General features: G+C 66.6%; 26 protein-coding genes and 1 pseudogene. 18 read left to right on the top strand and 9 right to left on the bottom strand.

Going from position 1 to position 24344, the window contains the following annotated elements:
* Positions 1–20: 20 nt before the first annotated feature.
* From rnpA to VGU00_RS04660, 6 genes are all read left to right on the top strand, one after another.
* Entirely contained in the window at positions 21–368 is a 348-nt protein-coding gene (rnpA, locus tag VGU00_RS04635; RefSeq protein WP_327465985.1) for a ribonuclease P protein component, read from the top strand.
* A gap of 151 nt (positions 369–519) precedes the next feature.
* Positions 520–732, top strand: a complete 213-nt coding sequence (gene yidD / locus VGU00_RS04640) for a membrane protein insertion efficiency factor YidD (protein WP_327465987.1) — start codon at positions 520–522, stop codon at positions 730–732.
* Between the two features lie 46 nt (positions 733–778).
* Positions 779–2527, top strand: a complete 1749-nt coding sequence (gene yidC, locus VGU00_RS04645) for a membrane protein insertase YidC (RefSeq protein ID WP_327465989.1) — start codon at positions 779–781, stop codon at positions 2525–2527.
* The gene (yihA, locus tag VGU00_RS04650; protein WP_327465991.1) at positions 2524–3177 is read left to right on the top strand and encodes a ribosome biogenesis GTP-binding protein YihA/YsxC; all 654 of its coding nucleotides are present in this window, start codon (positions 2524–2526) and stop codon (positions 3175–3177) included. Before yidC ends, yihA begins: the two co-directional genes overlap by 4 nt.
* A gap of 42 nt (positions 3178–3219) precedes the next feature.
* On the top strand, positions 3220–3891 hold the full coding sequence (locus VGU00_RS04655; RefSeq protein WP_327465993.1) for a glutathione S-transferase family protein: 672 nt from the start codon (positions 3220–3222) through the stop codon (positions 3889–3891).
* A gap of 82 nt (positions 3892–3973) precedes the next feature.
* Positions 3974–4624, top strand: coding sequence for a hypothetical protein (locus tag VGU00_RS04660; RefSeq protein ID WP_327465995.1), 651 nt, complete (start codon positions 3974–3976; stop codon positions 4622–4624).
* A 5-nt stretch (positions 4625–4629) separates the two neighbouring features.
* Here VGU00_RS04660 and VGU00_RS04665 read toward each other — a convergent pair whose 3' ends face one another.
* Complete coding sequence (locus VGU00_RS04665) at positions 4630–5097, bottom strand: cupin domain-containing protein (RefSeq protein WP_327465997.1); 468 nt, start codon at positions 5095–5097, stop codon at positions 4630–4632.
* A gap of 97 nt (positions 5098–5194) precedes the next feature.
* Here VGU00_RS04665 and dapE point away from each other — a divergent pair, with 97 nt between their 5' ends.
* Positions 5195–6328, top strand: coding sequence for a succinyl-diaminopimelate desuccinylase (gene dapE / locus VGU00_RS04670; RefSeq protein ID WP_327465999.1), 1134 nt, complete (start codon positions 5195–5197; stop codon positions 6326–6328).
* On the opposite strand, the gene VGU00_RS04675 is transcribed toward dapE, so the two are convergent.
* Genes VGU00_RS04675 through VGU00_RS04685 form a run of 3 tightly spaced genes read right to left on the bottom strand, consistent with a single transcriptional unit; the run spans position 6325 to position 8919 of the window.
* The gene (locus tag VGU00_RS04675) at positions 6325–6903 is read right to left on the bottom strand and encodes a Smr/MutS family protein (protein WP_327466001.1); all 579 of its coding nucleotides are present in this window, start codon (positions 6901–6903) and stop codon (positions 6325–6327) included. The two genes, dapE and VGU00_RS04675, sit on opposite strands and share 4 nt — an antisense overlap.
* 1 nt (position 6904) lies before the next feature.
* Complete coding sequence (locus VGU00_RS04680; RefSeq protein ID WP_327466003.1) at positions 6905–8245, bottom strand: murein transglycosylase A; 1341 nt, start codon at positions 8243–8245, stop codon at positions 6905–6907.
* A gap of 5 nt (positions 8246–8250) precedes the next feature.
* Entirely contained in the window at positions 8251–8919 is a 669-nt protein-coding gene (locus VGU00_RS04685; protein ID WP_327466005.1) for a Tim44/TimA family putative adaptor protein, read from the bottom strand.
* A 251-nt stretch (positions 8920–9170) separates the two neighbouring features.
* Between VGU00_RS04685 and secB the strand changes: the two genes are divergently transcribed.
* The 4 genes from secB (at position 9171) to VGU00_RS04705 (ending at position 13185) form a co-directional block, all read left to right on the top strand.
* Positions 9171–9692, top strand: a complete 522-nt coding sequence (gene secB, locus VGU00_RS04690) for a protein-export chaperone SecB (RefSeq protein WP_327466007.1) — start codon at positions 9171–9173, stop codon at positions 9690–9692.
* Positions 9693–9720: 28 nt separating this feature from the next.
* Positions 9721–11325: a murein biosynthesis integral membrane protein MurJ gene (murJ, locus tag VGU00_RS04695; protein ID WP_327466008.1), complete on the top strand. Its 1605-nt coding sequence runs from the start codon at positions 9721–9723 to the stop codon at positions 11323–11325.
* Between the two features lie 3 nt (positions 11326–11328).
* The gene (gene trpS, locus VGU00_RS04700; RefSeq protein WP_327466010.1) at positions 11329–12327 is read left to right on the top strand and encodes a tryptophan--tRNA ligase; all 999 of its coding nucleotides are present in this window, start codon (positions 11329–11331) and stop codon (positions 12325–12327) included.
* 156 nt (positions 12328–12483) lie between these two features.
* Positions 12484–13185: a DUF4136 domain-containing protein gene (locus tag VGU00_RS04705; RefSeq protein ID WP_327466012.1), complete on the top strand. Its 702-nt coding sequence runs from the start codon at positions 12484–12486 to the stop codon at positions 13183–13185.
* Positions 13186–13519: 334 nt separating this feature from the next.
* On the opposite strand, the gene dnaA is transcribed toward VGU00_RS04705, so the two are convergent.
* From dnaA to mutM, 3 genes are all read right to left on the bottom strand, one after another.
* Positions 13520–14881 carry a chromosomal replication initiator protein DnaA gene (gene dnaA / locus VGU00_RS04710; protein WP_327466014.1) on the bottom strand — a complete coding sequence of 454 codons (1362 nt, stop codon included), beginning with the start codon at positions 14879–14881 and terminating at the stop codon, positions 13520–13522.
* Between the two features lie 500 nt (positions 14882–15381).
* Positions 15382–15645 carry a 30S ribosomal protein S20 gene (gene rpsT, locus VGU00_RS04715; RefSeq protein WP_058804956.1) on the bottom strand — a complete coding sequence of 88 codons (264 nt, stop codon included), beginning with the start codon at positions 15643–15645 and terminating at the stop codon, positions 15382–15384.
* Between the two features lie 189 nt (positions 15646–15834).
* Entirely contained in the window at positions 15835–16647 is an 813-nt protein-coding gene (gene mutM / locus VGU00_RS04720; RefSeq protein ID WP_327466016.1) for a bifunctional DNA-formamidopyrimidine glycosylase/DNA-(apurinic or apyrimidinic site) lyase, read from the bottom strand.
* A gap of 94 nt (positions 16648–16741) precedes the next feature.
* On the opposite strand from mutM, the gene VGU00_RS04725 reads away from it, so the two are divergent.
* The 7 genes and pseudogenes from VGU00_RS04725 (at position 16742) to VGU00_RS04755 (ending at position 22488) form a co-directional block, all read left to right on the top strand.
* Positions 16742–17479, top strand: coding sequence for a class I SAM-dependent methyltransferase (locus VGU00_RS04725; protein WP_327466018.1), 738 nt, complete (start codon positions 16742–16744; stop codon positions 17477–17479).
* The gene (gene ubiB / locus VGU00_RS04730) at positions 17476–19020 is read left to right on the top strand and encodes a 2-polyprenylphenol 6-hydroxylase (protein ID WP_327466020.1); all 1545 of its coding nucleotides are present in this window, start codon (positions 17476–17478) and stop codon (positions 19018–19020) included. The genes VGU00_RS04725 and ubiB overlap by 4 nt, the downstream gene beginning before the upstream one ends.
* The gene (locus VGU00_RS04735; protein ID WP_327466022.1) at positions 19008–19514 is read left to right on the top strand and encodes a hypothetical protein; all 507 of its coding nucleotides are present in this window, start codon (positions 19008–19010) and stop codon (positions 19512–19514) included. The genes ubiB and VGU00_RS04735 overlap by 13 nt, the downstream gene beginning before the upstream one ends.
* A gap of 82 nt (positions 19515–19596) precedes the next feature.
* Positions 19597–20859, top strand: coding sequence for a bifunctional phosphopantothenoylcysteine decarboxylase/phosphopantothenate--cysteine ligase CoaBC (gene coaBC / locus VGU00_RS04740; RefSeq protein WP_327466024.1), 1263 nt, complete (start codon positions 19597–19599; stop codon positions 20857–20859).
* Positions 20822–21283: pseudogene (dut, locus tag VGU00_RS04745) on the top strand (dUTP diphosphatase); the annotation flags it as partial. The gene coaBC and the pseudogene dut, both read left to right, overlap by 38 nt.
* A gap of 102 nt (positions 21284–21385) precedes the next feature.
* On the top strand, positions 21386–22135 hold the full coding sequence (locus tag VGU00_RS04750; protein WP_327466026.1) for a molybdopterin-synthase adenylyltransferase MoeB: 750 nt from the start codon (positions 21386–21388) through the stop codon (positions 22133–22135).
* Positions 22123–22488, top strand: a complete 366-nt coding sequence (locus tag VGU00_RS04755; protein ID WP_327466028.1) for a DsrE family protein — start codon at positions 22123–22125, stop codon at positions 22486–22488. The genes VGU00_RS04750 and VGU00_RS04755 overlap by 13 nt, the downstream gene beginning before the upstream one ends.
* Here the strand turns inward: VGU00_RS04755 and VGU00_RS04760 are convergent.
* Entirely contained in the window at positions 22485–23207 is a 723-nt protein-coding gene (locus VGU00_RS04760) for a class I SAM-dependent methyltransferase (RefSeq protein WP_327466030.1), read from the bottom strand. The genes VGU00_RS04755 and VGU00_RS04760 overlap by 4 nt on opposite strands.
* Positions 23207–24334: a peptide chain release factor 2 gene (prfB, locus tag VGU00_RS04765; protein WP_327466032.1), complete on the bottom strand. Its 1128-nt coding sequence runs from the start codon at positions 24332–24334 to the stop codon at positions 23207–23209. The genes VGU00_RS04760 and prfB overlap by 1 nt, the downstream gene beginning before the upstream one ends.
* Positions 24335–24344 lie beyond the last annotated feature (10 nt).

Here is a 24344-nt window from a genome sequence, read left to right on the forward strand (position 1 = left end):
CTTCTGCGCCAGTCTTGCTGGTGCGAACGCTTTCAAAACGTAGCGAATTCCTGGCCGCGAACCGCGGCCTTCGCTTTCCCATGCCTGGCTTTGTCCTGCTCGTCCGCCCCCGCGGTGACGATGAGGATGCGCTGGGCATCGGCTATACGGTCAGCAAGAAAGTCGGCAACGCCGTCACGCGCAACCGGATGAAACGCCGCTTTCGCGAACTCGCGCGCGCCGCGCTCCCCGAATCGGGAATCGCCGGCGCCGACCATGTGCTGATCGGCCGCCCCGGCGCGAACGAGATCGATTTTGCCGAGCTGGGCGAGCAGCTCACATCGGCGCTGAAGCGCGCGGCGAAGAAGCTGGCGGCAAAGACGTCGTGACTACGCCCCCTCCCCTTCGCCGTCACCCCGGACTTGATCCGGGGCCCCGCTCAGCAGCGGTGACAAGCGGGACCCCGGATCAAGTCCGGGGTGACGAAGAGGAAGAAACGCCGATCGCACGTGAAGTTCGGCAGATTTCCGGGCTTCCCGCATGATTGCCCGCCTGCTCATCCTGATCGCGCGCGGCTGGCAGCTCGGTCCATCGCGCATCCTGCCGCCAACCTGTCGCTATGCCCCGTCGTGCAGCGCCTATGCGATCGACGCGCTCCGGAAATATGGTGCGATCAAGGGTGGCTGGCTGGCGACAAAGCGGCTATTGCGCTGCCATCCTTGGGGCGGTCATGGCTACGACCCCGTGCCATAGGCGCGGCACTTCCCGACATTTTTGAAACGAAGAGAGACCGAAGAGCGTGGACGACAAGCGGAACATGATCGCGGCAATTTTGCTGTCGGTGGCCATCCTGATCGGCTGGAACTTCGTTTCGGAGAAATTTTTCCCGACCCCGCCGAAGCCCGATGTGACCAAGACGGTCGCCGGCACGCCGGGCGCGACGCCGACCGCGGCGCAGGGGCAGCCGAGCGCGCTGCCGACCCCGGGAGCCCCCGCCGCGCCTGCGGTGCAGACGATCCGCCCGGTCGAAACGGTGCTGGCCGAAGGCAACCGCATTCCGATCGAAACCCCCGCGATCAACGGGTCGATCAACCTTGTTGGCGCGCGCGTCGACGACATCACGCTCAACAAATATCGCCAGACGATCAAGAAGGATTCGCCCGCGGTGCGCCTGTTCGCGCCGGGCGGGACGTCGGCCGCCTATTTCGCGAGCCTCGGCTGGTCGGCGCAGGGCATTCAGGTGCCGAATGCCAATACGGTGTGGACCGCGACCGGCAGCAAGCTGACCCCTACGACGCCGGTGACGCTCAGCTGGGCCAACACGACGGGCCAGACGTTCCGCATCGAATATAGCATCGACGCCAATTACCTGATCACCGCGAAGCAGACGATCGCCAACACGGGCGCTGCGCCGGTGAGCGCGAGCAGCTTTGCGCTGATCGACCGCCTCGGCAAGCCGACCGACCCGCACGAACAGGACAGCTATACGATCCACGTCGGCCCGACCGGATATCTGGGCGGCAAGACGATCATCGACACCGATTATGACGATGTCGAGGAAGCCCCGAACCGCAGCGTCCGCTACAATTCGGGCGCATGGCTCGGTTTCAGCGACAAATATTGGCTCGCGGCGATCGTCCCCGCCAAAGGCGAGCGCATCACCGCGGCGATCAGCTCGCCCGCCACGAACAATTACCAGACCTTGTTCGCGCGCGACTTTACGCAGGTCGCGCCGGGTAAGCAGGTCACGACGACCAGCCGCATCTTTGCCGGCGCCAAGGAGGTCTACACGCTCCAGCGCTACGAGAATGACCAGGGCATCACGCGCCTGTCGAACGCGATCGACTGGGGCTGGTTCGAATTTTTCGAGGTGCCGATCTTCAAGCTGCTCGACTGGCTGTTCAAGCAGGTCGGCAATTTCGGCGTTGCGATCATGGCGCTGACGCTGATCATCCGCCTGCTGATGTTCCCGATCGCCAACCGGCAATTCTCGTCGATGGCGCAGATGCGCCTCGTCCAGCCGAAGATGAAGGCGCTGCAGGAACGCTACAAGGACGACAAGCCGAAGATGCAGCAGGAGCTGATGAAGCTCTACAAGGACGAGAAGATCAATCCGCTCGCCGGCTGCCTTCCTATCCTGATCCAGATCCCGATCTTCTATGCGCTGTACAAGGTGCTGATGCTGACGATCGAAATGCGGCACCAGCCGTTCATCCTGTGGATCAAGGATCTGTCGGCGCCCGATCCGCTGCACATCCTGAACCTGTTCGGCCTCTTGCCCTTCACCCCGCCCTCGATCCTCGCGATCGGCGTGCTCGCGGTGATCCTCGGCATCACCATGTGGCTGCAGTTCCGCCTCAACCCGCAGGCGACCGACCCCGTGCAGCAGCAGGTGTTCAAGATCATGCCCTGGCTGTTCATGTTCATCATGGCGCCGTTCGCGGCGGGCCTGCTGCTCTACTGGATTACCAACAATATCCTGTCGATCGGGCAGCAGCAGTGGATGTACCGCAAGTTCCCGGCGCTGAAGGCGGCGCCGGCGACGTGAGCGCGATCGATCCGGGCGCGGAAGACAGGGCCGAACGGGCACGCAAGCTGTTTGCGGGTCCGATCGCCTTCCTGAAATCGGCGCCCGCACTCCAGCACCTGCCGAGCCCGAGCGTTCCCGAGATCGCCTTTGCGGGCCGGTCGAACGTCGGCAAATCGTCGCTGCTCAACGCGCTGACGAACCGCAACGGTCTGGCGCGCACGTCGGTGACGCCGGGGCGCACGCAGGAACTCAACTATTTCGACGTGGGCGAGAATCCGTTGATCTTTCGCCTCGTCGACATGCCCGGCTATGGCTTTGCCAAGGCGCCGAAGGATGTCGTCAAGAAATGGCGCTTCCTCGTGAACGATTATCTCCGCGGGCGGCAGGTGCTGAAGCGCACGCTTGTGCTGATCGACAGCCGCCACGGGATCAAGGATGTCGACCGCGAGGTGCTGGAGATGCTCGACGTCGCGGCGGTGAGCTATCGCCTCGTCCTCACCAAGACCGACAAGATCAAGGCGAGCGAACTCGAGGCGGTGCAGGCCGCGACCGAAGCCGAAGCGCGCAAGCACCCCGCCGCGCACCCCGAGGTCATCGCAACGAGCAGCGAGAAAGGCATGGGCATCGCCGAGCTGCGCACCGCGGTGCTGGAGGCGGTCGAGAGTTGACCTTTTCCTCCCTCCCCCTGAGGGTGGGGCCAAGGAGATCGCATGAAACTGTTTCTCGGCAACAAGGCCTATTCGAGCTGGAGCCTGCGCGGCTGGCTCGCGGTCAAGCATAGCGGGCTGCCGTTCGAGGAAGTCACCGTCCCGCTTTACGACGAGGAATGGAGCCAGCGGCGCGAGGGCGACGAGTTCGCGCCGTCGGGCGGCAAGGTGCCGATCCTGTGGGACGGCGACGATATCGTCGTGTGGGACAGCCTCGCGATCATCGATTATCTCAACGAAAAGACCGGCGGGACGAAGGGCTTTTGGCCGGGCGACATGGCGGCGCGCGCAATGGCGCGCTCGATGGCGGCCGAAATGCACTCGAGCTTTGCGGCGCTGCGCCGCAATCACAGCATGAACATCCGGCGCATCTATCCGTCCGCCGAGCTGCTGCCCGAGGTGCAGGCCGATGTCGTGCGCATTTTCCAGATCTGGGCCGAAGCGCGCGCACGTTTCGGCGGCGAGGGCGATTATCTGTTCGGCGACTGGTCGGCCGCCGACATCATGTTTGCGCCCGTCGTCACGCGCTTCGTCACTTACTCGATCCCGCTGCCGCGCTTTGCCGCCGCCTACTGCCAGGCAGTGATCAGCCATCCGTGCATGCAGGAATGGATCGGCGGCGCGCAGGCCGAGGACTGGGTGATCGAGAAGTTCGAGGGTCCGGTCGAAGGCTGATCGGCAATGGACGGGCCCAAGCTGGCGCGCCGATGAACCGGCCGTTCAGGGCGCGATGCGTTCGGCCTGCTAGGGTGGTGCGATGAAAAGACGCTCGCTTCTCGCCATCGCCTGCCTTTCGATCCTTGCCGCGCCCGCCGCGATCGCGGCTGCGCAGGGCGGCGACGGCTGGGAGATCGGGCCGGTCATCCGCGGCAAGAATTATTCGCCCGGCATGCCGCCTGCCCCGCGCCCGACGAGCGGCGGCTTCACCTTCGACTTCCCGGCACCCGACGCCGCGGCAGGGCATGTCCATTATGTCACCTTCCGCCCCGGCTCGCTGGCGGGCAAGTCGCGCATGATCGTGCGATACCGCATCGATGCGGCGCCGGGGACGCGCTTCGTGCCGCAGGAAATCCCCAAGCTGCCCGCCGCCATCTCGCTCTACCTCCAGCGGCGCGGCGACAATTGGACCGGCCGCGGGCGCTACGAAGATTATCGCTGGTATTCGCCCGCCGCGAGCGTGCGGGTGATCGCGCCCGGGGTGCATGAAATCAGCGTCCGGCTGGACGATCCCGACTGGATTTCGGTGAAGGCCAAGACGTCGGGATCGCTGCCCGGCGCGATGCAGGCGGCGGTCGACGATGCCGACCGCGTCGGGCTGACCTTCGGCGCGCTCGGCGACGGGCGTGGCCACGGCGTCTTCGCCACCGCGCCGGCGCGCTTCACCTTGCTGAGTTTCCGGATCGTCTAGCGAAACTAGGGGATGCGCGCCGTCGGATAGGGCGTGCCGTCCTTGTGGAAATAGCCGTCGGGCGTGAACAGCATGTCGATGTCCGAATAGCCGCCGCCGGTGTCATATTTCTTGCCGCCGCCGAGCGCGACGAAGACACAGTCGGCGTCCGATTCGTTGATCAGGTGATGGCCGTTGGTGCTGCCCTTGGGCCAGACCGCGATATCGCCCGGCCGCATGGCGTGGCGCCCGTCGTCCTCGACCAGCACCGCCTCGCCCGATATCATCACCAGCATCTCGTCCTCGCCGTCGTGCCAGTGGCGCTGCGACGACCAGGCGCCGGGTTTGAGCACGACATGGCTCGCGGCGAAATCGCTGAGCCCGGTGGCGGGCGCGAGGCGGCGGTACCAGCGGCCCTGCACGGGCTGGTTGTAGGGCGCGGGATAGCCGGTGGCGTTGGTTTGCGGGATCGTGTCGAGATCGAGCTTCGGCATGGCAGTCCTCGTGGAGTTTGTTCTATCTTTGTTTCGCACAAAGACGGTGCGATGCAAAGCCTCGACTTCGCGCCGCGCGAAGGCGTAAAGGGCGAGCATGACCCATCAAGTTGACCCCGTAGAATTGGCCAAGGCGCTGATCGCCGCGCCGAGCGTCACCCCCGCCATGGGCGCCGTGTTCGACACGCTGGAGGCGGCGCTGACGCCACTCGGCTTTACGGTGGAGCGCTTCATCGACGGGATCGAGCCCGACGGGCCGGTCGAAAACCTGCTCGCGGTGCGCGCGGGCAAGGGGCCGACGCATTTCGGCTTTGCCGGGCATCTCGACGTCGTGCCGCCGGGCGTCGGCTGGACAAGCGATGCGTTCGCGCCCGAGGTTCGCGGCGACCTGCTCTATGGCCGCGGCGCGGTCGACATGAAGGGTTCGATCGCGGCCTTTGCCGCCGCCGCCGCCGCAACGCCGCATGAGGCGGGCACGATCAGCCTGATCATCACCGGCGACGAGGAAGGCCCCGCGATCTTCGGCACGCGCGCGCTGATGGAGCATATGGACGCGCGCGGGGTGAAACCCGACATGATCGTCGTCGGCGAACCGACATCGGTGAACCGGCTCGGCGACATGGTGAAGATCGGGCGGCGCGGGTCGGTCAATATCTGGATCGACGTGCCGGGAACGCAGGGGCACGTCGCTTACCCCCACCTCGCCGACAATCCGATCCCCAAGCTGGTGCGCATCATGGCGGCGATCGACGCGGTGGCGCTCGATGAGGGCAACGACTGGTTCCAGCCGTCGAACATCGAATTCACCGATATCGAGGTCGGCAATGGCGCAACCAACGTCATCCCCGCCTCGGCGCGCGCGCGGCTGTCGATCCGCTTCAACGATCAGCATAAGGGCGCCGACCTTGTCGCGATGGTCGAGCGGATCGCGCACGAGGTCGAACCCAACGCCAAGGTGCTGGGCAAGATTTCGGGCGAGGCGTTCCTCACCCCGCCGGGCGCGCTGTCCGAGCTGGTCGCCGAGGCGATCCATGCCGAGACCGATCTGCGGCCCGAAATGTCGACAACCGGCGGCACGTCGGACGCGCGCTTCCTCCACGCGCTGTGCCCCGTGGTCGAATTCGGGCTGACCAATGCGACGATGCACAAGCTCGACGAGGCGGTTGCCGTGGAAGACCTGCGCACGCTGACCGCCATCTATCGCGGCATATTGATGCGCGCTTTCCTCTAGTCCTCGCGCGATCTGCGCAGGATGACATAGACCGCGCCCGCACCGCCATGGCTGATATGCGCGGGACGAAGCGCGACGATCTGGTCGGCGTAGGGTGAGTAAGCGAGCCAGTCGGGGAGCGAGGCGCGGATCGCGCCGCGCGGGCGCGGGTCGCCATGCATCTGCGGCAGGCGGTCGGCGCCGGGGCGCAGCCGTCCCGCGACGACGAGCAGCACGCGCGCGCCGCGCATCAGCGCCCGCCCGATCGCGTCGTCGAGCAAGGCCTGCGCCGAGGCGAGCGTGTGCCCGTGGAGGTCGATGCTGAGATCGGGGCGCACGAGGCCCTTGCGCAAGCGGCGGTCCCAATGGCCGTCGAGCGTCGCGGTCTGATGCGTCCGGCGCGGCGGCGGCAGTTTCGCGGGCGCGCGCGGCGGAGCGGCGGCGGGCGCGGCGGTACTGCGCGGGGACGGTTTCGGCGGGCGGATGGTCGGCGGGGCGGTAGGCGCGAGCGGCGCCTTCGCTTTGGGCAGCGGCTTTACGGTCGCTGCGACCTTTTTCCACAGCGCGCTTTCCTCCGGGGCAAGGCGCCGCGGCACCTCAACGCGCCGGGATCAGCCGCGCAACGCTGGCGCGCGGGAGCAGGAGCAGTGCCGAGCCGCGCGCCGACATGCCGCCGGCGATCGCGCGCGCATCGTCGCCCGCGCCCCAGAAGCTGTCGAAGCGGTTGGCGCCCTTGATCGCGCCGCCGGTGTCCTGCGCGACCCACAGCCCATTGGGTTCGGCGCGGTCGAGAGAGAGGAAGACGGGGGCGCCGAGGGGCACATATTTGGGATCGGCGGCGACGCTCGCGCGACCGGTGACCGGCAGACCGAGCGCGCCGAGCGGACCGGGGCCGGTGAGTTCGCGAAAGAAGACCCAGCTGGGATTTTCGTTCATCACCGCGGCACCGCGGACGGGATCGGCGCGAAGATAGTCGAGGATGCCCTGCATCGACGCCTGACCGCGCGGAAGCTCGCCGCGGTCGAGCAGCAGCTTGCCGATGCCGACATAGTCGCGGCCGTTCTGGCTGTCGTAGCCAATGCGCATGATGCCGCCGTCGGGGAGGCGGAGGCGCCCCGAGCCCTGCACCTGGAGGAAGAAGAATTCGGCGGCGTCGGTGGCATAAGCGAGTTCAAGCCCGCGCCCGTCGAGCGCGCCGCCCTCGATCGCCGCGCGGTCGTAATAGCGCACGAAATTGGGACCGTCTGCGCGGCCGCGAATTTTCCGCCCCTTGAGGTCGTCGGCGAACTGGCCGAGGTCGACTTCGACGAGGTCGGCGGGGCGGCGATAGATGGGAACGTCGTAACCCGGCCGCTTCGTACGCGAGGCGGCGATTTCGGGTTCATAATAGCCGGTGACGAAAGCAGTGCCCGCGCCGATCTGCACCGTGCCGAAATAGCGGGTGAAGAAGGCCGCGGCGTCGCTGTCCTTCCAGTTTTTCGCAGCGTTGCAGCTTTCGGTCCAGTCGGCGCCCTGCGTCAGCCCGCTCGCATCGGTGCGGCGCTGGACCGACGGACAGCTGATGCGGAAGGCGGCGAGCGCAGCGGACGCCTGCCCGGCCGTCACGCCGAGCGTCGAAAAATCGGGCCCGGCGATCACCCCGCTGGTCGCGGCGGTCGTCGCGGCGACGGGAACGGCGGCGGCCGGAAGCGGCGCACGCGGCGTTGCCGGGATCGGCTTGGCCGCAGCACCCGGCCGTTCCGATGGCCGCGGCTGGTACGGGCGGGGGGCGCCGGTCGGTCGCGGCGACGGCGTCGGAGCGGGCGCGGTGGCGCCGGGGCGAGGCCCGCCCGTATCGGGAATGACCGACGCGCAGCCCGACAATAGCGGCAGCGCGGCGCAGAGGGCGAATCCGAAAGCGCGCGCCCGGCGCGCCCCGGGCGTCAGGTCCGCCGGCATCGGGATCAGGCAGCTTCGATTTCGTCGAGCAGCCAGTTGGGATCGCTGCTGCCGATCTGGCGGCGGAAGGTCCAGAGGTCGTCGGTCTGCGACGCGTCGCTCATCGACCCCGCGATCAGCTTGCCCTCGGCATCGCGCGTGATCGCGCTGATGTCGGCGCGGTAACGCACGGTGATGCGCGCTTCGCTGCGATCGAGATCGACCGCGGTGATCTTGGCCGAATCGATGCCGATCAGGCGGTTGTCGAGCTTTTCGCCGCGGGCTTCGCGCGCCGCGATCGCCTCGACAAAGGCTTCGTAGCTGTCCGTGTCGCAAAGATCGCGCAGCGTTTCGCGGTCTCCCGACCAATAAGCCTCCGAAATCATGCGATAGGCGGCCTCGGCGCCTTCCATGAACCGGCCGGCATCGAAATTGCGGTCGGTCGCGAGAAGCTGGCGCAACCCGGCTTCGGCGGCGGGTTCATAGACCAGACCCGACGCGTCGGGCGCCGATGCAAGCGTCGACGGCGGCGTTTCGCCATCGTCGAGGCGAACCGGCGACGGCGCCGCACGTTCGTCGCGGCGCGGCAGAACGGGTTCCTGTTCGTGCCCGGTGCGCTTGCCGAGCACCGAGTAGAGCCGCATGCCGAGGAAGGCGGCAATCATGGCGAGCAGGACGATCGAGAAAGCGGTCACGGGCAATAGTCCAATGCGGAAGGGCGGAAACAAACTGGTCGATACATAGGCGATACGCGCCCTAGTTTCAAATGACCATGGCCGCTGGCGCGCGAAGGGTCAACGATTCACCCTTAACTATAGGACGGGACGGGCGGCCATTGTGCTGGCCGCCGGGCACTGCTAAGCGCCGCGACAACCGTCCGCCGCAGCCCCTGCACGGTCTGCGGATGCGGATATTGTTTCCATCTTTTCAGCGAAAGCATCTGATCATGGCCGACGAGACCAGCGCCGACATCAACAATCCCGCCCTGCAGCCGAACGGCGAGGACACGAGCCCCGCGATCGGCCTGATTTCGCAATATGTGAAGGATCTGTCGTTCGAAAACCCGAACGCGCCCGCGGTCTATCAGTGGCAGGATGCCCCGCAGGTCGACGTCCAGTTCAACATTGCGGCCGAAGGCGTCGGCGACAATCTGTTCGAAGTGTCGCTGAAGATCGACGTCACCTCGAAGACCGACCAGGGCACGAGCTTTGTGATCGACCTCAAATATGCCGGCCTGTTCGGCGTGCGCAACGTCCCCGACGACCAGCTGCAGCCCTTCTTCCTCGCCGAAGCGCCGCGCATCCTCTTCCCCTTCGCGCGCCGCGTGATCGCCGATGCCGTTCGCGACGGCGGCTTTGCCCCGCTGCTGCTCGAGCCGATCGATTTCCACGGCCTGTTCATGCAGCAGGTTCAGGCGGCGCAGGACGAAGGCCAGGGCGAAATCCCCGCGCCGGTCGGCGAAGCCTGACCCCTCGCCGTCTGGCTGACCTCGCGCGATGAGCAGCCTGATCAAGAATGTCGGGACGATCGGCGGGCTGACGATGGTCAGCCGCATTTTCGGTTTCGCCCGCGACATGCTGCTCGCCCGCGTGCTGGGCGCCGGCCTTGCCGCCGACGCCTTCCAGCTCGCCTTCACGCTGCCCAACACCTTTCGGCGCCTGTTCGCCGAAGGGGCTTTCTCGGTCGCCTTCGTCCCCATGTACAGCCGCGCACTGCACGGTGCCGGCGATGAGGGCGGCGGCGAAGAGGCGGCGGCGAAATTCGCCGACGATGTCCTGTCGGTCTTTCTCTGGGTGCTGCTCGCCTTTTCGGCGGTGATGATGATCGCGATGCCCGCGATCGTCTGGCTGCTCGCACGCGATTTCCAGGAGGTGCCGGGCAAGTTCGACCTCGCGGTCTTCCTCAGCCGGCTGACCTTTCCCTATCTCGGGCTGATCAGCCTCGTCGCGATGCTGTCGGGCCTGCTCAACGCGCGCTCGCGCTTCGCACCGGGCGCCTTCGCGCCCGTGCTGCTCAACATCGTTCTGATAGCGGGGATCACCGCCGGCTGGTGGCTGCGCGGCGACAGCGGCAACGACCGCATCGTCGCGGTGGCCCTGGCGATTTCGGTCAGCCTCGCGGGCGTCGCGCAGCTCGCCTATCTGATCTGGGCGGTGCGCCGCGCCGGCCTCCGCCTCCACTGGCGCCTGCCCAAATTCACCCCCGAGGTGAAGAAGCTCGGCCTGCTGATCCTGCCCGCGACCTTCGGCGCCGGAATCTACCAGATCAGCCAGTTCGTCGACACCTTCTTCGCGACGTCGCTGCCGCAGGGTTCGCTGACGCTTTTGAAGCTCGCCGACCGGCTGAACCAGATGCCGCTCGGCATCGTCGGCATCGCGCTCGGCACCGCGATCCTGCCGATGCTGTCGCGCCACATCCACAGCGGCGACGCCGCCGAGGCGCAGCGGCTGCAGGGCAATGCGTTCGAAATCGCGACGCTGCTCACGCTGCCCGCCGCCGCCGCGCTCGCGATCTGCGCGCCGGCGTTCGTCACCGCCTTCTTCGTCGGCGGCAAGTTCACCGATGCCGACGGCACGATCATGGCGAATATCGTCGCGGCGCTCGTCGCGGGCCTGCCCGCCTATGTCATCGTCAAGATATTGAACCCGGGCTTTTTCGCGCGCGAGGATATGCGCACCCCGGTGTGGACCGCGCTCGTCGCGCTGATCGTCAATATCGCGATCAACCTCTATGTCGTCGAACGCTATGGCATCGTCGGGCTGGCCGGCGCGACGGCGGCGTCGGCGTCGCTCAACTGCCTGCTGCTCTATACGATGCTCCACCGCCGCGGCTGGTTTCATTTCACCGCGAAGCTCGCCGGACGGATCGCGCGCCAGCTGGTCGCGGTCGCCGCGATGTCGGCGCTGCTCTGGTGGATGATGCCGATGATGCAGCCCTATTATGGCGGCAGCGTTTTCGAGCGCATCTGGTCGCTCGCCGCGCTCGTCGCCGCGGGCGGGGCGATGTTCTTTGCCGTGGCGTTCGTCGTGGGCGCGCTTGACAAGGATCTGGTCCGCATGCTCACGCGGCGGCGCGGCAAGCCTGCCGGAACTCAGGAGTAAGACATGCGGACGCTATCGGGCATCCAGCCCACCGGAAATTTGCACCTCGGCAATTATCTGGGCGCGATCCGCAACTGGGTGCGCATGCAGGACGAGATGCCGGGCGAGAAGCTCTATTTCCTTGCCGACCTGCACGCGATCACCGTCTATAACGACCCCGCCGACCTGACCGCGAACACGCGCGAGATGGCAGCGGCGCTGATGGCCGCGGGCATCGATCCCGCCAAGGCGATCCTGTTCAACCAGGCGCGCGTCCCCGCGCATGCCGAGCTCGCCTGGCTGCTCTTCTGCACCGCGCGCATCGGCTGGCTCAACCGCATGACGCAGTTCAAGGAAAAATCGGGCAAGAACCGCGAAGGTGCCAGCGTCGGCCTTTATGCCTATCCGGTGCTGCAGGCGGCCGACGTGCTGCTGTACCAGACGACGCACGTCCCGGTCGGCGACGACCAGAAGCAGCATCTGGAACTGGCGCGCGATATCGCGACCAAGTTCAACCTCGACACGGGGACCGAGACCTTCACCCTGCCCGAACCGACGATCCCGCCCGCCGCGGCGCGGATCATGAGCCTGCGCGACGGGTCGGCGAAAATGTCGAAATCGGACCCGAGCGACGCGAGCCGCATCAATCTCGTCGACGATCCCGACACGATCATGGCGAAGATCCGCAAGGCGAAGACCGATCCCGAACCGCTGCCGGCCGACGCCGCGGGCCTCGAAGGCCGGCCCGAGGCCAAAAACCTCGTGTCGATCTATGCCGCGATGGCCGACGAAAGCGTCGATCAGGTGCTTGCGCGCTTTGCCGGACAGGGTTTCGGCGCGTTCAAGCCCGCGCTCGGCGAGTTGCTCGTCGAAACGCTGCGCCCGATCGCGACGCGGCTGACCGAGCTCAAGGCCGATCCGGCGGCGATCGACGCCGCGCTGGAAGATGGCGCCGCGCGCGCATCGGCGCTGGCGAAGCCGACGCTCGATGCGGCCTATGCCGCGCTGGGGCTCTGCCGCTAATATATTAGAAGCCCTTGCTTATCGGCGGCCGCTCGCCATATTCCCGATGGAACGAAGGTGCGACGAACCGGGTTCAACCAAGGTTAAGTCGCGTCGGCGTAGTCTATGGTATGAGAGCGCGGCAAAAACGCGCACCCGAATCACGGAGCCAAGACGATGAGCAAGATCAATTTCCGGCGACTGGGCCTGGCCGCCATGACCGGCGCGGCGCTCGCGCTGGCCGGCTGCGCAACGCCGTTCAAGGCCGATGTCGCGCGCTTTCAGTCGCAGCTTCCCGCGCCGCAGGGGCAGAGCTTCACCGTCGAGGCGAGCAATCCCGCGCTGCAGGGCGGCATCGAGTTCGGCCAGTATGCCAATCTGGTCGCGGGCGAGCTGACGCGTTTCGGCTATCGCCCGGCCGCGAACGGCGAACGCGCCGACCTGGTCGTCCGCATGGATTATGGCGTCGACAAGGGCCGCGAACGCGTCGTGTCGAGCCCGGGCTTCGGCGATCCCTGGTATGGCGGTTACGGCGGCTATTACGGCCGCGGCTTCTATCGCCCGGTGATCGTCAGCGGCCGCGGCGGGCGCCGCTATGTCTATGGCTATCGCGACCCCTTCCTGTGGGGCGGTTTCGGTCCCGGCTGGGGCGGCTATAACGACGTCAGCAGCTACACCGTCTACACGAGCGGGCTGAACCTCCAGATCAACCGCGCGTCGGACGGATCGCGCCTGTTCGAAGGCCATGCCGAGGCGCAGTCGCGCGACAACAACCTCCAGACGATCGTCCCGAACCTCGTCGAGGCGATGTTCACCGGCTTCCCCGGCAATTCGGGCGAACGGGTGCGGATCACGGTGGCACCGCCCGAAAAGGGCTGACGCGCCGTTTTAGCCCAAACAAAAAGCCCGCCCTCCGGCAAGGAGGGCGGGCCTTTTTTTGCGGCAGCAGGTGGCGGGTAGCGACCGGAAGGCGCCAAGGTGGAGTAAGGACCGTCCGCTAACGACCGGAAGCTGACCTCTCCATCATCGTCACCGCGGGCTTGAGCCGGGGCCTGCCTTTCCTTTCACCGTCAGCCAAAAGAAAGGCGGGTCCCGGGTCACGCCCGGGATGACGGACGTGAGAGGGAGCAAACGTCCGCTCGCCACCCCTAAGGCCGTCATTCTGCGGATGATGTGGACAAGTCCGGGGATAAGCCCGGTACAAGTCTGTGGATCAGCTGTTGAGACTGCGCCGGATCGCCGCGATTTCGGCGTCGAGTTCGCTGTCGGCGACGCGCAGCGCCTCGACCGTGCGTACGGCGTGGATCACCGTCGAATGATCGCGCCCGCCGAAACGGCGGCCAATCTCGGGATAGGAGCGCGGTGTCAGTTCCTTCGCGAGATACATCGCGACCTGGCGCGGACGTGCGACCGCGCGAACGCGGCGCTTCGACGCCATTTCGCTCTTGTCGAGGCGATAGTGGGCGCAGACCGCGCGCTGGATTTCGTCGATCGTGATGCGCGGGCGCGCACTGCGGACATTTTCGGCGAGCCGGTCTTCGGCAAGCGTCAGGTCGACCGTCGTGCCGGTGAGCGCGGCATAGGCGAGCAATTTGTTGAGCGCGCCCTCGAGCTCGCGGATGTTGCGGGTGAAATGCTTGACCAGATAGGCGACGACATTGTCGGGCACCTCGACCATCGGCATCGCGGCGAGCCGCTGGCGGATGATGCGTTCGCGCAAATCATCCTCGGGCGCCTCGATATCGGCGACGAGCCCGCCCGACAGGCGCGACAGCAGGCGCGCCTCGACCCCGTCGAGCATCGCGGGCGGACGGTCGGCGGTGACGACGAGGCGCTTGCCCGCGGTCATCAGGTCGTCGATCGTGTGGAGCAGCTCTTCCTGCGTCGAATTCTTGCCGATCACGAACTGGAGGTCGTCGAGCAGCAGCAGGTCGGCGGCGCGCAGCCGGGCCTTGAACGCCATCATGTCGCCGCCGCGCATCGCGCCGACGAATTCGAGCATGAATTTTTCGGCCGACATCAGGATGATGTTCGCGGTCGGATGCGCCGCGGCATAATCCTGCGCGATTGCCTGGAGCAGGTGCGTCTTGCCCTGCCCGGTGCCCGAACAGAGGTAGAGCGGATTGAACTGCGGCGCCTCGACCATCGCCATGCGGCGTGCGGCGTTGGCGGCGAGGATATTGCTGCGCGCGACGACAAAGCGGTCGAACGACAGGCGCGGATCGAACGTCAGCAGCGCCGGGTTCGCCTGCACAGGCTGCGGCGCCTCGAACGCGGGAAGCGGCTGCGCCGACAACGCCGTTGCGCGCTCGCTCGCCGCCGCGCCGCCACGTACCATCACGCTGCGCACCGCGGGCAGATGCTGGCGCCATGCGAGTTCGAGCCGGTCGCCGAAGCGCTCGTTGATCCAGTTGGCCGAGAAGCGGCTCGCGGTTTCGAGCGTCACGACGCCCGACAGCGTGCAATAGTCGGCGAAACGAACGGGCTTCAACCAATGGTCGAAGGTGCGCACGCCAAGGTCGCGGCGCAGCCCTTCGGCAACGCGCGGCCAGAGCGTCGCGGCATCGCCGCTCATTGCTCCACCCTTTGCGTTATTGCCATGCCGATTGCCACTCTCTGTCACGCTCTAACGCCCCCCAGGTCCCCTCGTCGCGGATCCCGGGCAGCCGACCACACGCCGAATCGTCGCCCGTGCGCAGGCACAGGTTTCCTCTCCGGCGCACGCAGCCCGAAAAGTCGCGAATCATGTCGATGTGGCGGCCGCCGGCGAAGGCCGACGACGCACCCTGTCTAGTCAGGGGTCGGCGAGTCGATCAAGGGCTCGCCATGTAAAAATACTGAAATAAAAATCTTGACTCACCGGGGGTCCCGGAATCGCGCGAAAAGCGTGTTTTTCTTATATTTTTCAGTAGTTTATTTGTGACAATCCGGCGACAGATCAACGAATCGCCGTAATTCCGTCACTTACCGCGCTGCAACACTATTGCCATCGCGTTGTCACAATATCGGATACAAAAAAGGACCCGCGGGCAAGAAGCCGGCGGGTCCTTTTTGTTCCCTTTCGGGACAAATCGATCAGGCGATCGCGTTCACGCTCTTGGTCAGGCGCGAAAACTTGCGGGCCACGGTGTTCTTGTGGAGCACGCCCTTGGCAACGCCGCGCGCCATTTCGGGCTGGGCGGCCTTCAGCGCGGTTGCAGCGGCATCCTTGTCGCCGGCCGCGACGGCGGCTTCGACCTTCTTCACCAGCGTACGAATGCGCGAAACGCGATTCTTGTTCACGATGGTGCGCGCGGTGTTGCGGCGGATGCGCTTCTTTGCCTGCGGCGTATTGGCCATAAATTCCTCTAGTCTTTCAAACGGTCTACATGGTCGGAGCACAGCCTCAGCGGAGCAGCCGAATCGCGCAAGTTGCAGCGAATCAATGTCCGGATGCGGCCGGTTCCGGACGACCGGACCCTGCTCGAAGGGTGCGCGCATAGCGGCGACGGGCGATTTGGTCAATGGCTTTGCGGGCAATTACCCGCATTATCGTTGGCATTTCGGGCAATAGAAGGTCGACCGGCCGCTCTGGACGATCCGTACGATCGTTCCGCCGCACTCGCACGCCTCGCCTTCGCGGCCATAGACACGCCAGTCCTTCGCGAAATAGCCGAGGTCGCCTTCGGGGCTGAGGAAGTCGCGCAAGGTCGACCCGCCCGCCGCGATGGCGGCGATCAGCACCGCCTTGATCGCGGGCACGAGCAGGGCGAGCTTCGCCTTCGATATGTCGGCGGCAGGCTTCACCGGCGAAATATGCGCCATGTTGAGCGCCTCGCAGACATAGATATTGCCCAGCCCTGCCACGATCGTCTGGTCGAGCAGCATCGCCTTGATCGGCGCGCGCCGCCCGGCGAGCGCTCGCGCCAGATAGGCGGCATCGAACGCATCGGACAAAGGCTCCGGCCCGAGCGTCACGAAGGCGGGAAAGATCGTCAGCGGATCGCCGCTGACGAGGTCAACCGAGCCGAATCGCCGCGGATCGTGCAGGAACAGCCGATGTCCCGCCCCGGTTTCGAGCAGCAGATGGTCGTGCTTGCCCGCTTCGCCGCCTTCGGTCCGCCACCGCCCCGACATGCCGAGGTGGAAGATCATATGATCGTCGCGGTCGGTCGAGATGACGCCATATTTGGCGCGGCGCGAAAGCCCCGTGACCGTCGCGCCGGTCAGTCGCTGCGCCAGATCGGCAGGAAAGGGACGCCGCAGGTCGGGACGGAAGGTGGTGACCGCCGTCAGTCGCTGGCCTTCGAGGAAGGGGGTCAGGCCGCGCACGGTGGTTTCGACTTCGGGCAATTCTGGCATATCGCCTCTCGGGCTACGCGCCATTTGCCTGCACGGCAAGGCCCGGCTAAAGGCCGTCGCAACACACCATCTCCCCGCAAAAGGCGCGCACTCCATGGCCACTCTCGACACCGTCAGCTTCGGCTATGAACAGGTCCCCGCGGGCGAGAAGACCGCAATGGTCGGCGAAGTGTTCAGCCGCGTCGCGCGCAAGTACGACATCATGAACGACGCGATGTCGGGGGGCATGCACCGCCTGTGGAAAGACCGCTTCGTGCGCCGCGTGAAGCCGCGCGAGGGCGAGACGATCCTCGACATGGCAGGCGGCACCGGCGACATCGCCTTTCGCATGGAGCGTTTCGGCGCGAGCATCACCGTCGCCGACATCAACCCCGACATGCTCGGCGTCGGTATGGAGCGCGCGGCCGAACGGGGGATCGACAGCCTCGTCTGGTCCGAACAAAATGCCGAGAAGCTGTCGTTTCCCGACCAGTTTTTCGACGCCTATACGATTGCCTTCGGGATCCGCAACGTCACCGACATTCCGGCAGCGCTCACGGAAGCCCATCGCGTGCTGCGCTATGGCGGGCGTTTCTTCTGCCTCGAATTTTCGACCAACGAATGGCCGGGCTTCGCGCAGGCCTATGACGCCTATTCGCATCACCTCGTCCCCAAGCTCGGCAAGCTGATCGCCGACGACGAGGACAGCTATCGCTACCTGATCGAATCGATCCGCCGTTTCCCGCCGATGCCCAAATTCGCGGCAATGATCCGCGACGCGGGCTTCACCGCGGTGAAGGTCGAACCGATCCTCGGCGGGCTCGTCGCGATCCACAGCGGGTGGAAAGCTTGACCCGACCCGTCACCCATATCGTCCGCCTGCTGAAGTGGGGGCGCATCCTTGCGCGCCACGGCGCGCTGCGCGGGATCGAAAGCGCGCCGCAAACGCCGCCGGGGGTCAAGCGCCTGTGCCGCATCGCGCGGTTCGGCACAGTCCAGCCGAAGGTGCCCGACTATGCCGCGGCGTTCCAGGCGATCGGCCCCGCGGCGGTCAAGCTCGGCCAGACGCTCGCGACGCGGCCCGACCTCGTCGGCGAGGAAGCCGCGCACAATCTGCTGACGCTGCAGGACGCACTCGCCCCCGTCGCCTTCGATCGCATCCGGCAAGAGATCGAGGCGGTCTTCGAAGTCCCACTCGAAAGCCTCTACAGCGAATTCGACCCCGAACCCGTCGGATCGGCGTCGATCGCGCAGGTCCACCGCGCGGTGACCACCGACGGCCGCACGGTCGCGGTCAAGGTCCGCCGCCCCGGTATCGACAAGCAGTTCGCGCGCGACATCGACACCTATGAATGGGCCGCCGCGCATCTCGAGGCACTCGGCGGCGAAGCGACGCGGCTGCGCCCGCGCGAAGTGATCGCGAACTTCCGTCGCTGGACGCTGCGCGAACTAGACCTTCGCCGCGAAGCCGCCTCCGCCTCCGAACTGCGCGACGCGATGGTCGGCGTGCCGACATACGAGGTGCCCGCGATCGACTGGGACCGCACCGCCAGCCGCGTGATGACGCTCGACTGGATCGACGGCATCAAGATTTCGCGCCGCGACCAGCTCATCGCCGCCGGACACGATATGGAGACATTGTCGGCGAACCTCGTCACCGCCTTCCTGCGGCAGGCGATCGCCGAGGGATTCTTTCACGCCGACATGCATCAGGGCAATTTGTTCGTGAAAGCCGACGGCACGATCGCCGCAGTCGATTTCGGCATCATGGGGCGGATCAACCGGCAGGCGCGCTACTGGCTCGCCGAGATTCTCTATGGCCTGACCACGGGCAATTACCGCCGCGTCGCCGAAATCCATTTCGAGGCGCAATATGTCCCCGACTATCATAATGTCGAGGAATTCGCGACGGCGCTGCGCGCAGTGGGCGAGCCGATGCGCGGCAAGCCGGTGAGCGAACTCAGCGTCGGGCAGATGCTCGACGGCCTGTTCGCGATCACGCGCGATTTCGACATGCAGACGCAGCCGCACCTGCTCCTCCTCCAGAAGACGATGGTGATGGTCGAGGGTGTCGCGACGATGCTCGATCCCAAGATCAACATGTGGGACGTGTCGGGCCCCTTCGTCAGCGAGTGGATCCGCGACGAGCTGGGCCCCGAGGCCGCGCTCGCCGATGGCCTGCGCGAACAGGGCAAGACGCTGGCTCTGATTCCCGACATCATCCGCCGGCTCGACGCACAATTGCCGCGCAAGGGCGCCGCGCCCCCTGCCCCGCCGCTGCCTGACATCGCGCTGATGTGGGACAAGGGCGAGAAGCGCGTCTGGTGGCGCTATGCGCTGACCGCGATCGCCGCCGGCGTCGCGGGCGCGCTGGGCGCGATGTGGTGGGGATAGCGACGGGCGACGCGGCACCCGCCCGGCCGAGCATCGCCGGGGCGCTGGGCTGGGGATTATTGACCGCAGTCGCGACCGGCCCCTTTGCGATGCTGCTGCTCATTATCGTGATGATCGCAGGCGACCCTTCGGAAATATTGGACGATCCGCTGGCGCTGTTGAATGCGCTGGCGACGCTGCTGACCGTTGGTTCGATCATGGCGACGATCTTCGCCGTCATCATCGGCTGGCTTCCCATTTCGCTGTTCGGCTGGGCGTTGCAGACGGCGGGCCAGCGCTGGCCCGCCTGCCGCCACGCGGCCGTCTGGGCCGGCGTCGGCGCCATCGCAGCGGGCGGGCTTGTCGCCTTGCTCGGCGGCACGATCGACGATGTGATCAGCGATCCCGATCCGGCGAACTGGGAAAGACTGCGCGACATGCTGGTTTTCGGCGGCGGCTGCGGCATATTCGCGGGGTTGTTCTTCCGCTGGCTCGTCGCGCGGGGCATGCCTTGAACCCGCGCCGGCGAAGGCATAACTGGATGACGAAGGAGAAGGCGATGATTCTGCGCCAGCATTTCCGGACGGGCGAATATCGATGACCGCTCCGCGCATCCTGCTCATCATCGGCGGCGGCATCGCCGCCTACAAGAGTATCGAGCTCGTTCGGCTGCTTCGCAAGGCGGGCTATGTCGTGCGCTGCGTCATCACGCGCGCGGGCGAACAGTTCGTCACCCCGCTGACGCTCGCCGCGCTCAGCGAAAACAAGGTCTATACCAGCCTCTTCGACCTCAAGGACGAGGTCGAAATGGGGCATATCCAGCTGAGCCGCGAAGCCGATCTGGTCGTCGTCGCGCCCGCGACCGCCGATTTGCTGGCGAAGATGGCGGCCGGCATCGCCGACGACCTCGCCACCACCTTGCTGCTCGCGACCGACAAGCCGGTGCTCGCCGCGCCCGCGATGAATGTGCGCATGTGGCTCCACGCCGCGACGCAGCGCAATGTCGCCACGCTGCGCGGCGACGGCGTGACGGTGATGGAGCCCGACGAGGGCGAGATGGCGTGCGGCGAATATGGCCCCGGCCGCCTGCCCGAACCGCTGGCGATCAAGGATGCGATCGACGCCGCGCTCGCCAGCGCGCCCGCGGCCGTGCCGCTGACCGGCCAGCCCGATTTCGCGCCCGCCAACCATCGCCCGCTGTTCGGCCGCCGTATCCTGATCACCGCGGGGCCGACGCACGAGCCGATCGACCCCGTGCGCTATATCGCCAACCGGTCGAGCGGGAAGCAGGGCTTCGCGATCGCCGCCGCCGCCGCCGAAGCGGGCGCCGAGGTGCTGCTGATCGCCGGCCCCGTCCCGTTGCCGACCCCGCCCGGCGTGATCCGCGTCGATGTCGAAACCGCGCGCGAAATGGCCACCGAAGTCGAAGCCGGGCTGCCCGTCGACGCCGCGATCATGGTCGCCGCGGTCGCGGACTGGCGCGCCGCCGACACCGCGCCGCAAAAGATCAAGAAGGACGGCAGCGGACAGGTCCCGCCGCTCGCGCTCGCCGAAAATCCCGACATCCTCGCGAGCGTCGCGAAAAGCGCGCAGCGTCCGCCGCTGCTGATCGGTTTCGCCGCCGAGACGAACGACGTCATCGCGCACGCCGAAGCAAAGCTTGCGCGCAAGGGATGCGACTGGATCGTCGCCAACGACGTCGCCGCCGATCCGATGGGCGGCGAGACGAACCGGGTGCATATCGTTAGCAAAGACGGGGTAGACAGCTGGGATCGCCTGCCCAAGAACGCCGTCGCCCGCAAATTGATGGAAAAGATCGCCGATGAACTCGCAATCCGCGCACCCGCTGAAAGAGATTGAAATTGCCATCCAGCGCCTGCCGAACGGCGGCGGGCTGCCCCTGCCCGCCTATGCCTCGGACGGCGCGGCGGGGATGGACGTCGTCGCGGCCGAGACGCTGACGCTGCGCCCCGGTACGCGCCACGCGGTCGCAACCGGCTTCGCGATGGCGATCCCGGCGGGCTATGAGGTGCAGGTGCGCCCGCGCTCGGGCCTTGCGCTCAAACATGGCATCACCTGCCTCAACACGCCGGGCACGATCGACAGCGACTATCGCGGCGAAGTGAAGGTGATCCTGGCCAATCTGGGCGAGGATAATTTCGAGATCAAACGTGGCGACCGCATCGCGCAGCTGGTGCCGGCGCCGGTCCAGCGCGCCGCCTTTGCCGAAGTCGAGACGCTCGACGCGACCGCACGCGGCGCGGGCGGCTTCGGATCGACCGGCATCGCGAGTGCGAACGACGAAGAGGCGCCCGACGACGATGTCGTCCCCGCCAATGTCGGGTCGCTGTCGGCGGTGAAGATACGGCAGCCGGGCGAATAGGCGTTGCTCAGCGATGCCGAACTCGACCGCTATGCCCGCCAGATCATCCTGCCCGCCTTTGGCGGGGCCGGCCAGACGAAGCTGAAGGCGGCGCATGTCGCGGTGATTGGTGCGGGCGGGATCGGGTGTCCGGCGATCACCTATCTGGCGGCGGCGGGCGTCGGCAAGCTGACGATCGTCGACCATGATCATGTCGAACTCAGCAACCTGCAGCGCCAGCCGCTGTTCACCGATGCCGATATCGGGGCGCCGAAGGCCGTCGTCGCCGCCGATGCCGCGCGGCGGATCAATCCGCATGTCGATGCCGTCGCCCTCGCCGCACTGATCGACGCGGACAATGCCGGGACGCTGCTCGCAGGCGCGAGCCTGATCCTCGACGGTTGCGACAATTTCGAAACGCGGCTTGCGGTCAATCTCGCCGCGGTAGCGCTCGAAATCCCGCTGCTCTCGGCCGCGATCGGCGCGTTCGAGGGGCAGGTCGCGCTGTACGAGGGCTGGCGCGCTGACGCCCCCTGTTACGCCTGTCTGGTCGGCGACGACCCCGACCGCCCCGGCATCAATTGCGCCGAACAGGGCGTGATGGGCGCGCTCGCGGGCATGATCGGGACGATGGCGGCGCTCGAGGCGGTACGCGCGCTCAGCGGCTGGGGCCAAACGCTGGGCGGCAGGCTGGCGATCGTCGACATGCTCGACCGGCGCTGGCGCGAGGTTGCGGTCGCCAAGGATCCGGAGTGCCCGATATGCCGGGGTTGAACATCATCGTCGCATCGGCCGACGGCCAGCGTTTCTATGCCGCGCTCGAGACCGCGGCGGCGGCGGCGGCGCTCGGGCGTCCGGCGCGGATTTTCCTGCAGGGCGAAGCGGCCGCCCTGCTGCGCACCCCCGTCGCCTTCGACGGCGACGCCGCGCGCCGCGCGGCCGGGCAGCCCGACCTCGTGTCGCTGATCGCCGAAGCGATGGCGATGGATGTGCGGCTGATCGTGTGCCAGTCGGGCATGGCGCTCGCCGCAATGACCGCGAGCGAGCTGGTGCCGCAGGTACGCAGCGGCGGCCTCGTCAGCTTCCTCGCCGAGGCAGGACCGGGCGACCAGTTGCTCGTCTATTAGGGGTTTTTGCAGACCTTGATCGCGTCCGGCGCGGGGCGTTTCCCCTCGGGCTCGAAGCGCGCGAGATAGCCGCCGGCGTGCTGCTTGTCGTCGTAGGAGACAAGCTTGTAGCCGACCGCCTCGAACTCGCAGACGAGCAGGCGGAACGGCGTGCCATGCTGTGCGATCGGACGATCGCCGTCGACGACGAGCACCTGCCCGCCCTTGCGCAGCGCGGGGCGCAGCCGCCAGAGGAAGGCATAGGGTTCGCCGATCTCATGATACATATGGACCATGAAGACGCGGTCGAAGCTCGCCGCGGGCAGCCGCGGGTCGTCGACCGCGCCGAGTTTCAGCGAGACATTGTCGAGCCGTTCGCGCGCGACGCGGTCGGCGAGCCGTTCGATCACTTCGGGGATGATGTCCTGTGCGAGCACGCGGCCGTTCGTGCCGACACGCTGTGCAAGGCGGACGGTATAATAGCCATCGCCCGCGCCGATGTCGGCGACGGTCATGCCCGGGCGGACGTCGGCCGAATCCATGACGTCCTCGGCCTCGTTCACGCGGTCGCGCGCCTCTTCGGTCGACCATTTGGTCGACACGGTCGCCGCCACCGGCCGGTCGGCAGGCGGAAACTCGCGCGCGCTGGTCGCGCGGTCGCCATCGTCGCCCCATGGCGCATCGCAGCCGCCGAGCAGCGGCATGGTCGCAAGCGCGGCCAAAAGAACCGCGCGGCGCATCAGTCGATATCCTCCACCTCGACCTTTTCGCCGGTCACCTTCTGCGACAGCGCTGCCGCCATGAAGGGATCGAGCGCACCGTCGAGCACGTCGGACGGCGCGGTCGAGGTGACACCGGTCCGGAGGTCCTTCACGAGCTGATAGGGCTGGAGGACATAGGAGCGAATCTGGTGGCCCCAGCCGATTTCGGTCTTGGCCTGATATTCGCCCGACGCCGCGGCCTCGCGCTTTTGCAGCTCGGCCTCGTACATCCGCGCCTTCAGCATCCCCATCGCGGTCGCTCGGTTCTTGTGCTGCGAGCGGTCGTTCTGGCTAGCGACGACGATACCCGTGGGGATGTGGGTGATGCGGACCGCCGAATCGGTGGTGTTGACGTGCTGCCCGCCCGCGCCCGAGGCGCGATAGGTGTCGATCTTGAGGTCGCCCTCGTTGATTTCGATCTCGATATTGTCGTCGATCACCGGATAGACCCAGACCGACGAGAAGCTGGTGTGGCGCCGCGCCGAACTGTCGTATGGCGAGATGCGGACGAGGCGGTGGACGCCGCTCTCGGTCTTGGCATAGCCATAGGCGTTTTCGCCCTTCACGAGCATCGTCGCCGACTTGATACCTGCCTGGTCGCCCGCCTGATATTCGACCAGTTCGACCTTCATGCGGCGCTTTTCGGCCCAGCGGCTGTACATGCGCTGGAGCATCTCGGCCCAGTCCTGGCTTTCGGTGCCGCCGGCGCCCGCATGGACTTCGATATAACAGTCGTTCGCGTCGGCCTCGCCGGCGAGCAGCGCCTTGATCTTGTCTTCCTCGGCGCGCTCGGCGAGCGTCGCCAGCGACGCCACGGCCTCATCGACCATCGCCTCGTCGCCTTCCATTTCGGCGAGTTCGATCAGTTCGGCGGTGTCGGCGCATTCGGTCTCGATCGCGCGCGTCGCGGTGATCGCCTCGTCGAGCCGGCGGCGTTCGCGCATCACTTCCTGCGCGGCCTTGGCGTCGTTCCACAGCGTCGGGTCCTCGACCTTCGCATTCAATTCGTCGAGCCGCCGCACCGCGCGGTCCCAGTCGAGGAAGCGGCGCAGCAGCGCCAGCGCGGCGCCAATCTTGTCGATATGATCCTGCGCTTCGGCGCGCATGTCCTTGCTC

The organism is Sphingopyxis sp., assembly GCF_035944815.1.
GTDB lineage: Bacteria > Pseudomonadota > Alphaproteobacteria > Sphingomonadales > Sphingomonadaceae > Sphingopyxis.

Coding starts and splice junctions, on each gene's coding strand:
- VGU00_RS04760 (WP_327466030.1), bottom strand. CDS start 23,207: ATGCGCCGCGCGGTTCTTTTGGCCGCGCTTGCGACCATGCCGCTGCTC.
- mutM (WP_327466016.1), bottom strand. CDS start 16,647: ATGCCAGAATTGCCCGAAGTCGAAACCACCGTGCGCGGCCTGACCCCC.
- rpsT (WP_058804956.1), bottom strand. CDS start 15,645: ATGGCCAATACGCCGCAGGCAAAGAAGCGCATCCGCCGCAACACCGCG.
- prfB (WP_327466032.1), bottom strand. CDS start 24,334: ATGCGCGCCGAAGCGCAGGATCATATCGACAAGATTGGCGCCGCGCTG.
- VGU00_RS04680 (WP_327466003.1), bottom strand. CDS start 8,245: ATGCCGGCGGACCTGACGCCCGGGGCGCGCCGGGCGCGCGCTTTCGGA.
- secB (WP_327466007.1), top strand. CDS start 9,171: ATGGCCGACGAGACCAGCGCCGACATCAACAATCCCGCCCTGCAGCCG.
- VGU00_RS04705 (WP_327466012.1), top strand. CDS start 12,484: ATGAGCAAGATCAATTTCCGGCGACTGGGCCTGGCCGCCATGACCGGC.
- VGU00_RS04755 (WP_327466028.1), top strand. CDS start 22,123: ATGCCGGGGTTGAACATCATCGTCGCATCGGCCGACGGCCAGCGTTTC.
- trpS (WP_327466010.1), top strand. CDS start 11,329: ATGCGGACGCTATCGGGCATCCAGCCCACCGGAAATTTGCACCTCGGC.
- coaBC (WP_327466024.1), top strand. CDS start 19,597: ATGACCGCTCCGCGCATCCTGCTCATCATCGGCGGCGGCATCGCCGCC.
- VGU00_RS04725 (WP_327466018.1), top strand. CDS start 16,742: ATGGCCACTCTCGACACCGTCAGCTTCGGCTATGAACAGGTCCCCGCG.
- VGU00_RS04655 (WP_327465993.1), top strand. CDS start 3,220: ATGAAACTGTTTCTCGGCAACAAGGCCTATTCGAGCTGGAGCCTGCGC.
- VGU00_RS04665 (WP_327465997.1), bottom strand. CDS start 5,097: ATGCCGAAGCTCGATCTCGACACGATCCCGCAAACCAACGCCACCGGC.
- dapE (WP_327465999.1), top strand. CDS start 5,195: ATGACCCATCAAGTTGACCCCGTAGAATTGGCCAAGGCGCTGATCGCC.
- VGU00_RS04660 (WP_327465995.1), top strand. CDS start 3,974: ATGAAAAGACGCTCGCTTCTCGCCATCGCCTGCCTTTCGATCCTTGCC.
- murJ (WP_327466008.1), top strand. CDS start 9,721: ATGAGCAGCCTGATCAAGAATGTCGGGACGATCGGCGGGCTGACGATG.
- yidD (WP_327465987.1), top strand. CDS start 520: ATGATTGCCCGCCTGCTCATCCTGATCGCGCGCGGCTGGCAGCTCGGT.
- dnaA (WP_327466014.1), bottom strand. CDS start 14,881: ATGAGCGGCGATGCCGCGACGCTCTGGCCGCGCGTTGCCGAAGGGCTG.